At 55.9% G+C, this 15,631-nt stretch carries 9 protein-coding genes, 2 tRNA genes and 3 rRNA genes; all 14 read left to right on the top strand.

Features of this window, described 5'->3' with window-relative positions; all coding sequences use genetic code 11:
* Nucleotides 1–205: 205 nt before the first annotated feature.
* The 14 genes from C4K27_RS26305 (at nucleotide 206) to C4K27_RS26235 (ending at nucleotide 15,610) form a co-directional block, all read left to right on the top strand.
* Nucleotides 206–1,930 carry an acetolactate synthase 3 large subunit gene (locus C4K27_RS26305; protein ID WP_007924621.1) on the top strand — a complete coding sequence of 575 codons (1,725 nt, stop codon included), beginning with the start codon at nucleotides 206–208 and terminating at the stop codon, nucleotides 1,928–1,930.
* 2 nt (nucleotides 1,931–1,932) lie between these two features.
* Nucleotides 1,933–2,424 carry an acetolactate synthase small subunit gene (ilvN, locus tag C4K27_RS26300; protein WP_007924620.1) on the top strand — a complete coding sequence of 164 codons (492 nt, stop codon included), beginning with the start codon at nucleotides 1,933–1,935 and terminating at the stop codon, nucleotides 2,422–2,424.
* Nucleotides 2,425–2,469: 45 nt separating this feature from the next.
* Nucleotides 2,470–3,486, top strand: a complete 1,017-nt coding sequence (gene ilvC, locus C4K27_RS26295) for a ketol-acid reductoisomerase (RefSeq protein ID WP_007924618.1) — start codon at nucleotides 2,470–2,472, stop codon at nucleotides 3,484–3,486.
* Between the two features lie 146 nt (nucleotides 3,487–3,632).
* Complete coding sequence (gene pssA, locus C4K27_RS26290; RefSeq protein ID WP_009045643.1) at nucleotides 3,633–4,490, top strand: CDP-diacylglycerol--serine O-phosphatidyltransferase; 858 nt, start codon at nucleotides 3,633–3,635, stop codon at nucleotides 4,488–4,490.
* 63 nt (nucleotides 4,491–4,553) lie between these two features.
* Nucleotides 4,554–5,567, top strand: a complete 1,014-nt coding sequence (gene msrP, locus C4K27_RS26285; RefSeq protein ID WP_053262684.1) for a protein-methionine-sulfoxide reductase catalytic subunit MsrP — start codon at nucleotides 4,554–4,556, stop codon at nucleotides 5,565–5,567.
* Complete coding sequence (gene msrQ, locus C4K27_RS26280; protein WP_053262683.1) at nucleotides 5,567–6,190, top strand: protein-methionine-sulfoxide reductase heme-binding subunit MsrQ; 624 nt, start codon at nucleotides 5,567–5,569, stop codon at nucleotides 6,188–6,190. The genes msrP and msrQ overlap by 1 nt, the downstream gene beginning before the upstream one ends.
* 539 nt (nucleotides 6,191–6,729) lie before the next feature.
* Nucleotides 6,730–8,266 (top strand): 16S ribosomal RNA (locus C4K27_RS26270).
* A gap of 65 nt (nucleotides 8,267–8,331) precedes the next feature.
* Nucleotides 8,332–8,408: transfer RNA gene (locus C4K27_RS26265), tRNA-Ile, on the top strand.
* 26 nt (nucleotides 8,409–8,434) lie between these two features.
* Nucleotides 8,435–8,510, top strand: a tRNA-Ala gene (locus tag C4K27_RS26260).
* A 240-nt stretch (nucleotides 8,511–8,750) separates the two neighbouring features.
* Nucleotides 8,751–11,642 (top strand): 23S ribosomal RNA (locus C4K27_RS26255).
* A gap of 139 nt (nucleotides 11,643–11,781) precedes the next feature.
* Nucleotides 11,782–11,897, top strand: a 5S ribosomal RNA gene (rrf, locus tag C4K27_RS26250).
* Together the 16S, 23S and 5S rRNA genes with 2 tRNA genes alongside form the textbook arrangement of a ribosomal RNA operon.
* A gap of 147 nt (nucleotides 11,898–12,044) precedes the next feature.
* Nucleotides 12,045–12,704, top strand: coding sequence for a paraquat-inducible protein A (locus tag C4K27_RS26245; RefSeq protein WP_053262660.1), 660 nt, complete (start codon nucleotides 12,045–12,047; stop codon nucleotides 12,702–12,704).
* Nucleotides 12,691–13,314 (top strand): paraquat-inducible protein A, encoded by a 624-nt coding sequence (locus C4K27_RS26240; protein ID WP_007930128.1) that lies wholly within the window; start codon nucleotides 12,691–12,693, stop codon nucleotides 13,312–13,314. Before C4K27_RS26245 ends, C4K27_RS26240 begins: the two co-directional genes overlap by 14 nt.
* Complete coding sequence (locus C4K27_RS26235) at nucleotides 13,307–15,610, top strand: PqiB family protein (protein WP_007930129.1); 2,304 nt, start codon at nucleotides 13,307–13,309, stop codon at nucleotides 15,608–15,610. Before C4K27_RS26240 ends, C4K27_RS26235 begins: the two co-directional genes overlap by 8 nt.
* The last annotated feature ends 21 nt before the right edge of the window (nucleotides 15,611–15,631 follow it).

Raw genomic sequence — 15,631 nt, 5'->3', positions numbered from 1 at the left:
ATCCGCGCCGACCTGCTACACCCGCAACGCGTTACCTCGCGCTGGGTGGGAAAACCCCGCAACACTTGGGGCACTCCCAATACTTGCTCAGTCAGTGCTGACGTAGTCGGCGACCACCGTCGCTCATGCTCTGCTGAGAAGTAAACCTATTAAGACCCGTCCCCTTTCAAGAGGGCGGTATTCTGGCGTTTTAGAGGTGAACAACGTGGAGCTTTTATCTGGCGGTGAGATGCTCGTCCGCTTTTTGCGTGACGAAGGCGTCAAATATATCTATGGGTACCCGGGTGGTGCTCTCCTTCATGTTTACGATGCCCTGTTCAAAGAACCGGAAGTGACCCACATCCTGGTTCGTCACGAGCAAGCGGCTACCCATATGGCTGACGGCTACGCCCGTGCCACCGGCAAGGCCGGCGTGGTACTGGTGACTTCCGGCCCTGGCGCGACCAATGCCATCACCGGTATCGCCACTGCCTATATGGACTCCATTCCAATGGTGATCATTTCCGGTCAGGTGCCTAGCACCATGGTCGGTACCGACGCGTTCCAGGAAACCGACATGATCGGTATCTCCCGGCCGATCGTGAAGCACAGCTTCATGATCAAGCACGCTTCGGAAATCCCGGAAGTCATGAAGAAGGCGTTCTACCTGGCGCAATCCGGTCGTCCGGGTCCAGTCGTGGTCGATGTCCCTAAGGACATGACCAATCCGGCTGAAAAGTTCGAATACGTTTTCCCTAAAAAAGCGAAGCTGCGCTCCTATAGCCCGGCTGTTCGTGGCCATTCCGGGCAAATCCGCAAGGCGGCAGAAATGCTCCTGGCGGCCAAGCGTCCTGTGCTGTACGCCGGCGGTGGGGTGATCCTCGGTGGCGGCTCCGCGCCGCTGACCGAACTGGCACAAATGCTCAACCTGCCGGTCACCAATACCCTGATGGGCTTGGGTGCCTATCCTGGCACCGATCGTCAGTTCGTCGGCATGCTCGGCATGCACGGCAGCTACACCGCCAACCTGACCATGCACCATGCCGATGTGATCCTGGCAGTCGGCGCGCGTTTCGACGACCGTGTGATCAACGGTCCGGCGAAATTCTGCCCGAACGCCAAGATCATCCATGTCGACATCGACCCGGCGTCCATCTCCAAGACCATCAAGGCAGATGTGCCGATCGTGGGTCCGGTAGAGAGCGTCCTGACCGAAATGGTCGCGGCCCTCAAGGAAATCGGCGAAACCCCGAACAAGGACACAGTCGCCAGTTGGTGGAAGCAGATCGAGGAGTGGCGCGGTGATCGTGGCCTGTTCCCTTATGACAAGGGCGACGGCAGCATCATCAAGCCGCAGACCGTGATCGAGACCCTCTGCGAAGTGACCAAGGGCGATGCCTATGTGACCTCCGACGTGGGTCAGCACCAGATGTTCGCGGCGCAGTACTACCGGTTCAACAAACCCAATCGCTGGATCAACTCCGGTGGCCTGGGCACGATGGGCTTCGGTTTCCCTGCGGCCATGGGCGTCAAGTTGAGTTTCCCTGATGCTGACGTTGCCTGTGTAACGGGCGAGGGCAGTATCCAGATGAACATTCAGGAACTGTCGACCTGCCTGCAGTACGACTTGCCGGTCAAGATCATCAACCTGAACAACGGTGCGCTGGGTATGGTGCGACAGTGGCAGGACATGAACTACGGTAGCCGTCACTCGCATTCCTACATGGAGTCGCTGCCCGATTTCGTCAAGCTGGCCGAGGCCTATGGGCACGTGGGCATTCGCGTCACGGACCTGAAGGATCTGAAGCCGAAGATGGAAGAAGCGTTCGCCATGAAAGATCGCCTGGTGTTCCTCGACATCCAGGTCGATACCAGCGAGCACGTCTACCCGATGCAGATCAAAGACGGCTCCATGCGCGATATGTGGCTGAGCAAGACGGAGCGTACTTAATCATGCGGCACATTATCTCCTTGCTTCTGGAAAACGAACCGGGCGCCTTGTCTCGTGTGGTTGGCCTGTTTTCGCAGCGCAACTACAACATCGAAAGCCTGACCGTGGCGCCGACCGAAGACCCGACCCTGTCGCGTCTGACGCTGACCACCGTGGGGCACGATGAAATCATCGAGCAGATCACCAAGAACCTGAACAAGCTGGTTGAAGTGGTCAAGCTGGTCGACCTGTCGGAAAGCGCTCACATCGAACGCGAGCTGATGCTGGTCAAGGTCAAGGCTACCGGCGCCCAGCGCGCCGAGGTCAAGCGCACCACCGATATTTACCGTGGGCAGATCGTCGATGTCAGTGCCAGCGTGTATACCGTTCAATTGACCGGTACCAGCGACAAGCTCGACAGTTTCATCCAGTCGATCGGCACCGCCTCGATTCTGGAAACCGTACGCAGTGGCGTCACCGGCATTGCCCGTGGCGATAAAGTACTCAGCATCTAACTCAAATTAGCGAACGGCCTGAACGGCCTGATATAGGGGAAATTCATGAAAGTTTTCTACGATAAAGACTGCGACCTCTCGATCATCCAGGGCAAGAAAGTTGCCATCATCGGTTACGGTTCCCAGGGCCACGCTCAAGCGTGCAACCTGAAAGACTCCGGCGTTGATGTCACCGTTGGCCTGCGTAAAGGCTCGTCCACCGTTGCCAAGGCTGAAGCCCATGGCCTGAAAGTGACCGACGTTGCCGCGGCTGTTGCCGGCGCCGACCTGGTCATGATCCTGACCCCGGACGAATTCCAGTCCCAGCTGTACAAGAACGAAATCGAGCCGAACATCAAGAAGGGCGCCACCCTGGCCTTCTCCCACGGCTTCGCGATCCACTACAACCAGGTTGTCCCGCGCGCCGATCTCGACGTGATCATGATCGCGCCGAAGGCCCCGGGCCACACCGTACGTTCCGAGTTCGTCAAGGGCGGCGGTATCCCTGACCTGATCGCTATCTACCAGGACGCTTCCGGCAACGCCAAGAACGTTGCTCTGTCCTACGCGGCAGGCGTGGGCGGCGGCCGTACCGGTATCATCGAAACCACCTTCAAGGACGAGACTGAAACCGACCTGTTCGGCGAGCAGGCTGTTCTGTGTGGCGGTACCGTCGAGCTGGTCAAGGCCGGTTTCGAAACCCTGGTCGAAGCTGGCTACGCGCCGGAAATGGCTTACTTCGAGTGCTTGCACGAACTGAAACTGATCGTTGACCTCATGTACGAAGGCGGTATCGCCAACATGAACTACTCGATCTCCAACAACGCCGAATACGGCGAGTACGTGACCGGCCCTGAAGTGATCAACGCCGAATCCCGTCAGGCCATGCGCAACGCCCTGAAGCGCATCCAGGACGGCGAGTACGCCAAGATGTTCATCAGCGAAGGTGCTACCGGTTACCCATCGATGACCGCCAAGCGTCGTAACAACGCCGCTCACGGTATCGAAATCATCGGTGAGCAACTGCGCTCGATGATGCCGTGGATCGGTGCCAACAAAATCGTCGACAAAGCCAAGAACTAAGTTCGAGTCTTGTCAGGGAAAAACGCGGCCTAGGCCGCGTTTTTTCGTTTGGATAGACAGGTTCTGGTATAAAGCTGGATCCTTTGTGGTCCAATCGTGACCCTGGGTATCGTCGAAACTTTTCACACCGTTGCAAGGTAATGTCCATGAGCGAACGTCCCGAAGAGCCAAACCAGGCCTCTGACGCCGAAAGCCTGCTACCCATCGATGAGCATGTCGAAGAAGGGCATGACGCTGAAGGCCGTAAAGTCCGGCATCGTGGTATCTATCTGCTGCCGAATCTCTTCACCACCGCGAACCTGTTCGCCGGTTTCTATTCGATCATCAACTCCATGAGTGCCCAAAGTGCATTGAGCGCCGGGGACGCGGCAGGAGCGAGCAAGTATTTCGCGTTCGCGGCCATCGCGATTTTTGTCGCCATGGTGCTCGACGGTCTGGATGGGCGCGTGGCCCGCATGACCAATACCCAGAGCGCTTTTGGCGCCGAGTATGACTCGCTGTCCGACATGGTTGCCTTCGGCGTTGCGCCTGCCTTGCTGGCATTCGGTTGGGCGCTGGGCGACATGGGCAAGGTCGGCTGGATGGTCGCTTTCATCTATGTAGCTGGCGCGGCTCTGCGTCTGGCTCGTTTCAACACCCAGGTGGGGACTGCCGACAAGCGTTACTTCATCGGCCTGGCCAGTCCGGCCGCGGCGGGTGTGGTGGCCGGTATTGTCTGGGCGTTCAGCGATTACGGCATCCAGGGTTCGAAGATGTCATTCCTGGTGGCGCTGATGGTGGCGGCGGCCGGCATGCTGATGGTCAGCAATATCAAGTACAACAGCTTCAAGGAGCTGGACCTGAAGGGGCGTGTACCTTTCGTGGCGATTCTCGCCGTGGTTCTGGTATTCGCCGTGGTCTTCAGTGATCCGCCACGGATTCTGCTGCTGGTTTTCCTCGCTTATGCGGCGTCTGGTCCGGTGCAATACCTGCTGCGTCTTCGTCGACGCAAAACGTTGCCTTAATGTAATTTCCCCCATACTCCGCAGTCTATTGGTGCATCAGTCCTCCAATACTGCGGAGTTGCCATGTTGATCAAGATCCCCAAGTCGTCTGACTGCAAAGAGTCGGACGTCACGCCTGAATCTCTTTATTTCTCTCGCCGTAGCCTTTTGGGTGGGGCCATTGCTGGCCTGGCTGCCAGTGCGCTGCCACGTTGGGCCAGTGCCGGAGACGCTGGGCGCTATCCAGATGTCGAGCCTGGCAAGGCGCCGTCATGGTTTGCGCAGAAGCTGCCGGAAACCAAATGGCAGGCGGTCAATGTCAAGGATGAGGCGATCACTCCGTTCAAGGATGCTACCCACTACAACAACTTCTATGAGTTTGGTGCCGACAAGGGAGACCCGGCTGCCAATGCCGGTGCGCTGAAAACCGAGCCCTGGAGCGTGGTGGTGGACGGGGAGGTGGGCAAGCCAGGGCGTTATGCGTTGGAAGACTTCATGAAGCCTTATCAGTTGGAGGAGCGGATCTACCGGCTGCGTTGTGTCGAGGCCTGGTCCATGGTGATTCCCTGGATCGGTTTCCCGATCTCCGAGCTGCTCAAGCAGGTCGAGCCAACCTCCAAGGCCAAGTTCATCCGCTTCGAAACCCTTCAGGATCCTAAAAGCATGCCCGGTCAACGTTCGGGTTTTGCCCTGATCGATTGGCCTTATGTAGAAGGGCTGCGCCTGGATGAGGCGATGCACCCCTTGGCGATTCTTGCCGTGGGGATGTATGGCCGTGAGCTGCCCAACCAGAACGGCGCACCGTTGCGTTTGGTAGTGCCCTGGAAGTACGGCTTCAAGAGCATCAAGTCCGTCGTGCGTATCAGTCTGGTAGAGGAGCAGCCGAAAACCACCTGGCAAAGCATCGCTGCCAATGAGTACGGTTTTTACGCGAACGTCAATCCCACGGTTGATCACCCTCGCTGGACTCAGGCACGCGAACGTCGATTGCCTAGCGGCCTGTTCAGTCCCAACGTGCGTGAGACACAGATGTTCAATGGCTACGCGGATGAAGTCGCTTCTTTATATACCGGCCTAGATCTGCGGAAGAATTACTGATGCGCTACCCACTCTGGCGCCTTGGCGTCTTCATCGTTGCTGCTGTCTGGCCTTTGCTTTGGCTGTATCAGGCTTGGGCCTCCGCCCTCGGGCCCGACCCGGGAAAGGTGCTGGTTGATCGGTTGGGTCTGGGGACACTGATCTTTTTGCTGATCACCCTGAGTATGACGCCCCTGCAGAAACTCACGGGATGGGCGGGGTGGATCGCGGTACGACGCCAGCTCGGTTTGTGGTGCTTTGCTTATGTAGTGCTGCATTTAAGTGCTTACGCTGTATTTATTCTCGGGCTCGACTGGTCGCAGTTGGGCGTGGAGTTGCGTAAGCGGCCCTACATTATTGTAGGAAGCCTGGGCTTTCTCGGATTGTTGGCCTTGGCGGTGACTTCCAATCGATACAGCCAGCGTCGTTTGGGCAGTCGTTGGAAGAAGTTGCATCGATTGGCGTATCTCATTCTCGGGCTGGGTTTACTGCATATGCTCTGGATTGTTCGGGCTGATCTTAAAGAGTGGGCTATCTATGCCTCTATTGGCGCGTTGTTGTTACTGCTGCGGGTGCCGCCGGTAACACGGCGAATCCCGCGTTTAGTGGGGAAAAACCATCTTTTGCAACAAAAGCGTAATTAGGGGTTGACGGCAGATTCTGGAAGTCTATAATTCGCCCCACTTCCGGCGCAGTCGAAACGGAAAACTCCTTGAGATTCAACGAGTTACGCGGTTTTCGACAGCGGTTACGCTTCAGTTCATCGAAGCCCGAAGGAGTTGATTGGGCAGTCAGTTTTCGCCGAGTTAACGATTCGATCTTCTCGGTCGAAAGCGGAGAAAAAGAGGTGTTGACAGCAGCGTGTAACGCTGTAGAATTCGCCTCCCGCTGACGAGAGATCGGAAGCGCAAGTGGTTGAAGTTGCAAGGGAAACTTTGAAAACTTCTTAAAATAACCGCTTGACAGATACAGAGGCTGCTGTAGAATGCGCGCCTCGGTTGAGACGAAAGACTTAACCAACCGCTCTTTAACAACTGAATCAAGCAATTCGTGTGGGTGCTTGTGGAGTCAGACTGGTAGTCAGAAAGATTATCAGCATCACAAGTTACTCCGCGAGAAATCAAAGATGTAACAAACGATTGCTGAGCCAAGTTTAGGGTTTTCTCAAAACCCAAAGATGTTTGAACTGAAGAGTTTGATCATGGCTCAGATTGAACGCTGGCGGCAGGCCTAACACATGCAAGTCGAGCGGTAGAGAGGTGCTTGCACCTCTTGAGAGCGGCGGACGGGTGAGTAATGCCTAGGAATCTGCCTGGTAGTGGGGGATAACGTTCGGAAACGGACGCTAATACCGCATACGTCCTACGGGAGAAAGCAGGGGACCTTCGGGCCTTGCGCTATCAGATGAGCCTAGGTCGGATTAGCTAGTTGGTGAGGTAATGGCTCACCAAGGCGACGATCCGTAACTGGTCTGAGAGGATGATCAGTCACACTGGAACTGAGACACGGTCCAGACTCCTGCGGGAGGCAGCAGTGGGGAATATTGGACAATGGGCGAAAGCCTGATCCAGCCATGCCGCGTGTGTGAAGAAGGTCTTCGGATTGTAAAGCACTTTAAGTTGGGAGGAAGGGTACTTACCTAATACGTGAGTATTTTGACGTTACCGACAGAATAAGCACCGGCTAACTCTGTGCCAGCAGCCGCGGTAATACAGAGGGTGCAAGCGTTAATCGGAATTACTGGGCGTAAAGCGCGCGTAGGTGGTTCGTTAAGTTGGATGTGAAATCCCCGGGCTCAACCTGGGAACTGCATCCAAAACTGGCGAGCTAGAGTATGGTAGAGGGTGGTGGAATTTCCTGTGTAGCGGTGAAATGCGTAGATATAGGAAGGAACACCAGTGGCGAAGGCGACCACCTGGACTGATACTGACACTGAGGTGCGAAAGCGTGGGGAGCAAACAGGATTAGATACCCTGGTAGTCCACGCCGTAAACGATGTCAACTAGCCGTTGGGAGCCTTGAGCTCTTAGTGGCGCAGCTAACGCATTAAGTTGACCGCCTGGGGAGTACGGCCGCAAGGTTAAAACTCAAATGAATTGACGGGGGCCCGCACAAGCGGTGGAGCATGTGGTTTAATTCGAAGCAACGCGAAGAACCTTACCAGGCCTTGACATCCAATGAGCTTTCCAGAGATGGATTGGTGCCTTCGGGAACATTGAGACAGGTGCTGCATGGCTGTCGTCAGCTCGTGTCGTGAGATGTTGGGTTAAGTCCCGTAACGAGCGCAACCCTTGTCCTTAGTTACCAGCACGTAATGGTGGGCACTCTAAGGAGACTGCCGGTGACAAACCGGAGGAAGGTGGGGATGACGTCAAGTCATCATGGCCCTTACGGCCTGGGCTACACACGTGCTACAATGGTCGGTACAGAGGGTTGCCAAGCCGCGAGGTGGAGCTAATCCCACAAAACCGATCGTAGTCCGGATCGCAGTCTGCAACTCGACTGCGTGAAGTCGGAATCGCTAGTAATCGCGAATCAGAATGTCGCGGTGAATACGTTCCCGGGCCTTGTACACACCGCCCGTCACACCATGGGAGTGGGTTGCACCAGAAGTAGCTAGTCTAACCTTCGGGAGGACGGTTACCACGGTGTGATTCATGACTGGGGTGAAGTCGTAACAAGGTAGCCGTAGGGGAACCTGCGGCTGGATCACCTCCTTAATCGACGACATCAGCTGCTTCATAAGCTCCCACACGAATTGCTTGATTCATTGAAGAAGACGATTGGGTCTGTAGCTCAGTTGGTTAGAGCGCACCCCTGATAAGGGTGAGGTCGGCAGTTCGAATCTGCCCAGACCCACCAATTACTGGTGCACCCTGTAGCGATACGGGGCCATAGCTCAGCTGGGAGAGCGCCTGCCTTGCACGCAGGAGGTCAGCGGTTCGATCCCGCTTGGCTCCACCATTACAGATTGGTGTCCATCGTTTAAAGCTTAGAAATGAGCATTCCATCAAGTTGATGGTGAATGTTGATTTCTGATCTTTATCAGAATCGTTCTTTAAAAATTTGGGTATGTGATAGAAAGATAGACTGGATAGCACTTTCACTGGTGTTTATTCAGGCTAAGGTAAAATTTGTGAGTTTAATCGCGAATTTTCGGCGAATGTCGTCTTCACAGTATAACCAGATTGCTTGGGGTTATATGGTCAAGTGAAGAAGCGCATACGGTGGATGCCTTGGCAGTCAGAGGCGATGAAAGACGTGGTAGCCTGCGAAAAGCTTCGGGGAGTCGGCAAACAGACTTTGATCCGGAGATGTCTGAATGGGGGAACCCAGCCATCATAAGATGGTTATCTTGTACTGAATACATAGGTGCAAGAGGCGAACCAGGGGAACTGAAACATCTAAGTACCCTGAGGAAAAGAAATCAACCGAGATTCCCTTAGTAGTGGCGAGCGAACGGGGACTAGCCCTTAAGTGGCTTTGAGATTAGCGGAACGCTCTGGAAAGTGCGGCCATAGTGGGTGATAGCCCTGTACGCGAAAATCTCTTAGTCATGAAATCGAGTAGGACGGAGCACGAGAAACTTTGTCTGAATATGGGGGGACCATCCTCCAAGGCTAAATACTACTGACTGACCGATAGTGAACTAGTACCGTGAGGGAAAGGCGAAAAGAACCCCGGAGAGGGGAGTGAAATAGATCCTGAAACCGTATGCGTACAAGCAGTGGGAGCAGACTTTGTTCTGTGACTGCGTACCTTTTGTATAATGGGTCAGCGACTTATATTCAGTGGCGAGCTTAACCGAATAGGGGAGGCGTAGCGAAAGCGAGTCTTAATAGGGCGTTTAGTCGCTGGGTATAGACCCGAAACCGGGCGATCTATCCATGGGCAGGTTGAAGGTTAGGTAACACTGACTGGAGGACCGAACCGACTACCGTTGAAAAGTTAGCGGATGACCTGTGGATCGGAGTGAAAGGCTAATCAAGCTCGGAGATAGCTGGTTCTCCTCGAAAGCTATTTAGGTAGCGCCTCATGTATCACTGTAGGGGGTAGAGCACTGTTTCGGCTAGGGGGTCATCCCGACTTACCAAACCGATGCAAACTCCGAATACCTACAAGTGCCGAGCATGGGAGACACACGGCGGGTGCTAACGTCCGTCGTGAAAAGGGAAACAACCCAGACCGTCAGCTAAGGTCCCAAAGTTATGGTTAAGTGGGAAACGATGTGGGAAGGCTTAGACAGCTAGGAGGTTGGCTTAGAAGCAGCCACCCTTTAAAGAAAGCGTAATAGCTCACTAGTCGAGTCGGCCTGCGCGGAAGATGTAACGGGGCTCAAACCATACACCGAAGCTACGGGTATCACGTAAGTGATGCGGTAGAGGAGCGTTCTGTAAGCCTGTGAAGGTGAGTTGAGAAGCTTGCTGGAGGTATCAGAAGTGCGAATGCTGACATGAGTAACGACAATGGGTGTGAAAAACACCCACGCCGAAAGACCAAGGTTTCCTGCGCAACGTTAATCGACGCAGGGTTAGTCGGTCCCTAAGGCGAGGCTGAAAAGCGTAGTCGATGGAAAACAGGTTAATATTCCTGTACTTCTAGTTATTGCGATGGAGGGACGGAGAAGGCTAGGCCAGCTTGGCGTTGGTTGTCCAAGTTTAAGGTGGTAGGCTGGAATCTTAGGTAAATCCGGGATTCTAAGGCCGAGAGCTGATGACGAGTTACCTTTTAGGTGACGAAGTGGTTGATGCCATGCTTCCAAGAAAAGCTTCTAAGCTTCAGATAACTAGGAACCGTACCCCAAACCGACACAGGTGGTTGGGTAGAGAATACCAAGGCGCTTGAGAGAACTCGGGTGAAGGAACTAGGCAAAATGGCACCGTAACTTCGGGAGAAGGTGCGCCGGTGAGGGTGAAGGACTTGCTCCGTAAGCCCATGCCGGTCGAAGATACCAGGCCGCTGCGACTGTTTATTAAAAACACAGCACTCTGCAAACACGAAAGTGGACGTATAGGGTGTGACGCCTGCCCGGTGCCGGAAGGTTAATTGATGGGGTTAGCTAACGCGAAGCTCTTGATCGAAGCCCCGGTAAACGGCGGCCGTAACTATAACGGTCCTAAGGTAGCGAAATTCCTTGTCGGGTAAGTTCCGACCTGCACGAATGGCGTAACGATGGCGGCGCTGTCTCCACCCGAGACTCAGTGAAATTGAAATCGCTGTGAAGATGCAGTGTATCCGCGGCTAGACGGAAAGACCCCGTGAACCTTTACTATAGCTTTGCACTGGACTTTGAATTTGCTTGTGTAGGATAGGTGGGAGGCTTTGAAGCGTGGACGCCAGTTCGCGTGGAGCCATCCTTGAAATACCACCCTGGCAACTTTGAGGTTCTAACTCAGGTCCGTTATCCGGATCGAGGACAGTGTATGGTGGGTAGTTTGACTGGGGCGGTCTCCTCCTAAAGAGTAACGGAGGAGTACGAAGGTGCGCTCAGACCGGTCGGAAATCGGTCGTAGAGTATAAAGGCAAAAGCGCGCTTGACTGCGAGACAGACACGTCGAGCAGGTACGAAAGTAGGTCTTAGTGATCCGGTGGTTCTGTATGGAAGGGCCATCGCTCAACGGATAAAAGGTACTCCGGGGATAACAGGCTGATACCGCCCAAGAGTTCATATCGACGGCGGTGTTTGGCACCTCGATGTCGGCTCATCACATCCTGGGGCTGAAGCCGGTCCCAAGGGTATGGCTGTTCGCCATTTAAAGTGGTACGCGAGCTGGGTTTAGAACGTCGTGAGACAGTTCGGTCCCTATCTGCCGTGGACGTTTGAGATTTGAGAGGGGCTGCTCCTAGTACGAGAGGACCGGAGTGGACGAACCTCTGGTGTTCCGGTTGTCACGCCAGTGGCATTGCCGGGTAGCTATGTTCGGAAAAGATAACCGCTGAAAGCATCTAAGCGGGAAACTTGCCTCAAGATGAGATCTCACTGGAACCTTGAGTTCCCTAAAGGGCCGTCGAAGACTACGACGTTGATAGGTTGGGTGTGTAAGCGCTGTGAGGCGTTGAGCTAACCAATACTAATTGCCCGTGAGGCTTGACCATATAACACCCAAGCAATTTGCGCTTAACAGCCAGATTGCGGTGTGTGAAGACGAAACGAACCGAAAGTTCGAGAAAATACACAAACTATCGCATACCCAATTTGCTGAAGCGTCGAAAGACGACTCGGCACACCGAATTTCTTGACGACCATAGAGCATTGGAACCACCTGATCCCATCCCGAACTCAGCAGTGAAACGATGCATCGCCGATGGTAGTGTGGGGTTTCCCCATGTGAGAGTAGGTCATCGTCAAGATTAAATTCCGAAACCCCAATTGCGAAAGCAATTGGGGTTTTGTTTTTGCGCGTAGAAAACGGTTCTTATCTCCAAACAATTTTGCACAGTTATTTTCGGGACGGACCTCTAGAATAGCTTCACGCCTTTTCAGAGCCAGAGCCTTGTATGTCAGATACGGTTGACGCCCCCGGGCTGTCGGAGTTGCCGCTGGACGATCTGGTGGCCTGCCACGAATGCGACTTGTTGATGCGCAAGCCAGAGCTGGCCCACGGAGAAAAAGCCCAGTGCCCCCGCTGTGGTTACGAGCTATACGCACACCGCCATAACGTCGTGGATCGCAGCTTGGCATTGGTTATTGCCGCGCTACTGCTCTATGTCCCCGCGAACTTTTTACCCATCATGCAGCTCAATCTACTCGGACAATCCTCTGAGGACACTGTGTGGAGCGGCGTTATCGGTTTGTTCAATACCGATATGCAAGGCGTGGCGGTGGTGGTGTTTCTCTGCAGCATGGGCATTCCATTGCTCAAGCTGGTCTGCCAGTTGCTCGTGCTCCTGAGTATTCGCCTGGACATAGGTCGCAGTTACGGCCTGTTGCTGTACCGCATTTATCACCACTTGCGGGACTGGGGCATGCTCGAGGTCTACCTGATGGGGGTATTGGTCGCCATCGTCAAGCTGGCGGACCTGGCTGCCATGACGGTCGGCCTGGGGTTGGTGTGTTTTGTCAGCCTGTTATTGGTTCAAGTGTGGCTTGAGGTGGTCATGTCGCCCCATCAGATATGGGATGCCCTGGCCGGGGAGGATGCGTATGCGGGCGATTGATGCGGGCATTCTGGTCTGTAATGAATGCCACGAGCTGAACAGGCAGGAACCCGATACCGATGAGCAAACCTGCACTCGCTGCGGGGCCCTGGTGCATGCTCGTCGCCCCAACAGCATCATGCGTACCTGGGCACTGCTGATTACTGCGGCGATCCTGTACATCCCAGCCAATGTACTGCCGATCATGACGGTCACGTCACTCGGCCAGGGTGACCCCAGCACTATCATGTCGGGGGTGATCGTACTGGTGCAGCACGGCATGATCCCGATTGCGGCGGTGGTGTTCATCGCCAGTATCCTGGTTCCTACCTTCAAGCTGGTGGGGATTGCCCTGTTGCTGTTTTCGGTCCAGCGCCACCAGCCGTTATCGGCGCGACAACGCATTTGGATGTACCGCTTTATCGAGTTCATCGGCCGCTGGTCGATGCTGGATATCTTTGTGATCGCCATCCTGGTGGCGGTGGTGAACTTCGGCCGACTTGCCAGTATCGAGGCCAATCTCGGTGCAGTGGCCTTTGCCAGCGTGGTGATTCTGACGATGCTCGCCGCAGTAACTTTTGATCCCCGACTGATCTGGGATAACACGGAGTCGGACGACGACAATGAGTGATTTGCCTAAAGCTAAAACCCGTCCGGCTTCGAACTGGTCGGCCATCTGGGTCCTGCCCCTGATCGCGTTGCTGATTGGCGGATGGTTGGGCTGGCGTGCCTACAGTCAGACCGGTATCGAGGTCCAGGTGCGCTTTGAAAGCGGCGAGGGCATCCAGGCCAACAAGACCGAGGTGGTCTACAAAGGGATGTCGGTGGGCAAGGTCAAGGCCCTGGCCCTGGACGACGAAGGCAACACCAGAGGGGTGATTGCCACTGTCGAGATGAACAAGGACGTCCAGCAATACCTGAAGAGCAGCACACGCTTCTGGCTGGTCAAGCCGAGCGTGACCCTGGCCGGGATCACCGGGCTGGAGACGCTGGTTTCAGGTAACTACATCGCCATCAGCCCGGGAGAGGGCGAGCCTGCGCGCAAGTTCAAGGCGCTGGTCGAAGAACCACCGTTATCGGACGCCAAGCCAGGCCTGCACTTGACCATTAAGGCGGATCGCCTGGGATCGTTGAACCGCGGCAGCCCGGTGTTCTACAAGCAGATCCAGGTGGGGCAGGTGAAAAGCTACCTGCTCTCCGAAGACCAGAACACGGTGGAGATCAAAGTCTTTATCGAGCCGACCTACGCCAACCTGGTGCGTAAACATACGCGTTTCTGGAACGCCAGCGGCATCAGCATCGACGCCAACCTGTCCGGTGTGAAAGTGCGTAGCGAATCCCTGGCCAGCATCGTCGCCGGCGGTATCGCCTTCGCTACCCCGGAGAATCGCCGGGACAGCCCGCCAACCGACCCGACCCTGCCGTTCCGTCTCTACGAGGACTTCGACGCGGCGCAGGCGGGCATCCGGGTCAAGGTCAAGCTGAGTGACTTCGAAGGGCTCCAGGCAGGTCGCACGCCAGTCATGTACAAGGGGATTCAGGTTGGTAACCTCAAGGCCCTCAAGGTCGACCCGGATTTGTCCAGCGCCACGGCGGAGCTGACCCTGGACCCCCTGGCCGAGGATTACCTGGTGCAAGGCACCCAGTTCTGGGTGGTCAAGCCTTCGATCTCCCTGGCGGGTATCACCGGTCTGGAAGCCCTGGTCAAAGGCAACTACATCGCGGTGCGCCCAGGTGACAAGGGCGCTGCTCCGCAACGCGAATTCGAGGCGCGGCCCAAGGCGCCGCCGCTGGATCTGCGCTCCCCTGGCCTGCACCTGGTGCTGTTCACCGAAAACCTCGGTTCGCTGGAGGTGGGCAGCCCGATTCTGTACAAGCAGGTCAAGGTCGGCTCGGTGCAGAGCTACCAGTTTTCGCGGACCCGCAAGCAGTTGGTCATCGGCGTGCATATCGAGAAGGAATACGAAGGGCTGGTGAACGGCTCGACGCGTTTCTGGAATGCCAGCGGTGTCACCTTGACCGGTGGCCTGACCGGCGGCATCCAGGTCAAGAGCGAGTCGTTGCAAAGCCTGATGGCTGGCGGTATCGCCTTCGACACGCCGGAACCCAACGTGCCGCTGAAAAAGCGCATCCCACGTTTCCGCTTGTATGCCGACAAGGAGCAGGCGACACAGAAGGGCACGCTGATCAGCATCAAGGTCGATCGCGCCGATGGCCTGCGTCCGGGTACGCCTATCCGCTTCAAGGGGCTGGATGTCGGCAAGGTCGAAGACGTCGACCTGAGCGGCGATCTGCAGTCGGTGCTGCTCAAGGCTCGGATCACCGAGGTGCCGGAGCGAATCGCGCGGGTCGGCAGCCAGTTCTGGGTGGTCAAGCCGGAGCTTGGCTTGATCAAGACCGCCAACCTGGAAACCCTGGTGACCGGACAGTACATCGAGGTGCAGCCGGCGGCGAAGAACCTCGGCGCGCAAACCAGCTTTGTCGCCTTGCCCCAGCCACCGGAAACCGCGGTCGCCGAGGCCGGCCTGAGCCTGGTGCTGAGCGCGGCGCGGCGCGGCTCGCTGAAGGTCGGCGTGCCGGTGACTTACCGCGAGGTAACGGTGGGCAAGGTCACGGGCTACGAACTGGGCCAGACTGCCGACCGGGTGTTGATCCATATCCTGATCGAGCCGAAGTACGCGCCGCTGGTGCGTGGCGGTACGCGTTTCTGGAACAGCAGTGGGTTCGGTATCGACATCGGCCTGTTCAAGGGCGCAACCGTCCGCACCGAGTCGCTGGAGACCCTGATCCAGGGCGGCATCGCCTTTGCCACGCCGGATGGCGAGCGCATGGGCAACCCGGCACGGCCGGAACAGACCTTCCCGTTGTTCGACAAGTTCGAGGACGAATGGCTGACCTGGGCACCGAAAATCCCCCTGGGCAAATAACCCAGAAAACAAAAAGGCCGT

The sequence above is a fragment of the Pseudomonas chlororaphis subsp. chlororaphis genome (genome assembly GCF_003945765.1).
Lineage (GTDB): Bacteria > Pseudomonadota > Gammaproteobacteria > Pseudomonadales > Pseudomonadaceae > Aquipseudomonas > Aquipseudomonas chlororaphis.
The sequence above is the reverse complement of the archived record's forward strand: the minus strand, read 5'-3'. Positions and strand labels throughout refer to the sequence as shown.

Coding starts and splice junctions, on each gene's coding strand:
- ilvN (WP_007924620.1), top strand. CDS start 1,933: ATGCGGCACATTATCTCCTTGCTTCTGGAAAACGAACCGGGCGCCTTG.
- ilvC (WP_007924618.1), top strand. CDS start 2,470: ATGAAAGTTTTCTACGATAAAGACTGCGACCTCTCGATCATCCAGGGC.
- pssA (WP_009045643.1), top strand. CDS start 3,633: ATGAGCGAACGTCCCGAAGAGCCAAACCAGGCCTCTGACGCCGAAAGC.
- msrP (WP_053262684.1), top strand. CDS start 4,554: ATGTTGATCAAGATCCCCAAGTCGTCTGACTGCAAAGAGTCGGACGTC.
- msrQ (WP_053262683.1), top strand. CDS start 5,567: ATGCGCTACCCACTCTGGCGCCTTGGCGTCTTCATCGTTGCTGCTGTC.
- C4K27_RS26245 (WP_053262660.1), top strand. CDS start 12,045: ATGTCAGATACGGTTGACGCCCCCGGGCTGTCGGAGTTGCCGCTGGAC.
- C4K27_RS26240 (WP_007930128.1), top strand. CDS start 12,691: ATGCGGGCGATTGATGCGGGCATTCTGGTCTGTAATGAATGCCACGAG.
- C4K27_RS26235 (WP_007930129.1), top strand. CDS start 13,307: ATGAGTGATTTGCCTAAAGCTAAAACCCGTCCGGCTTCGAACTGGTCG.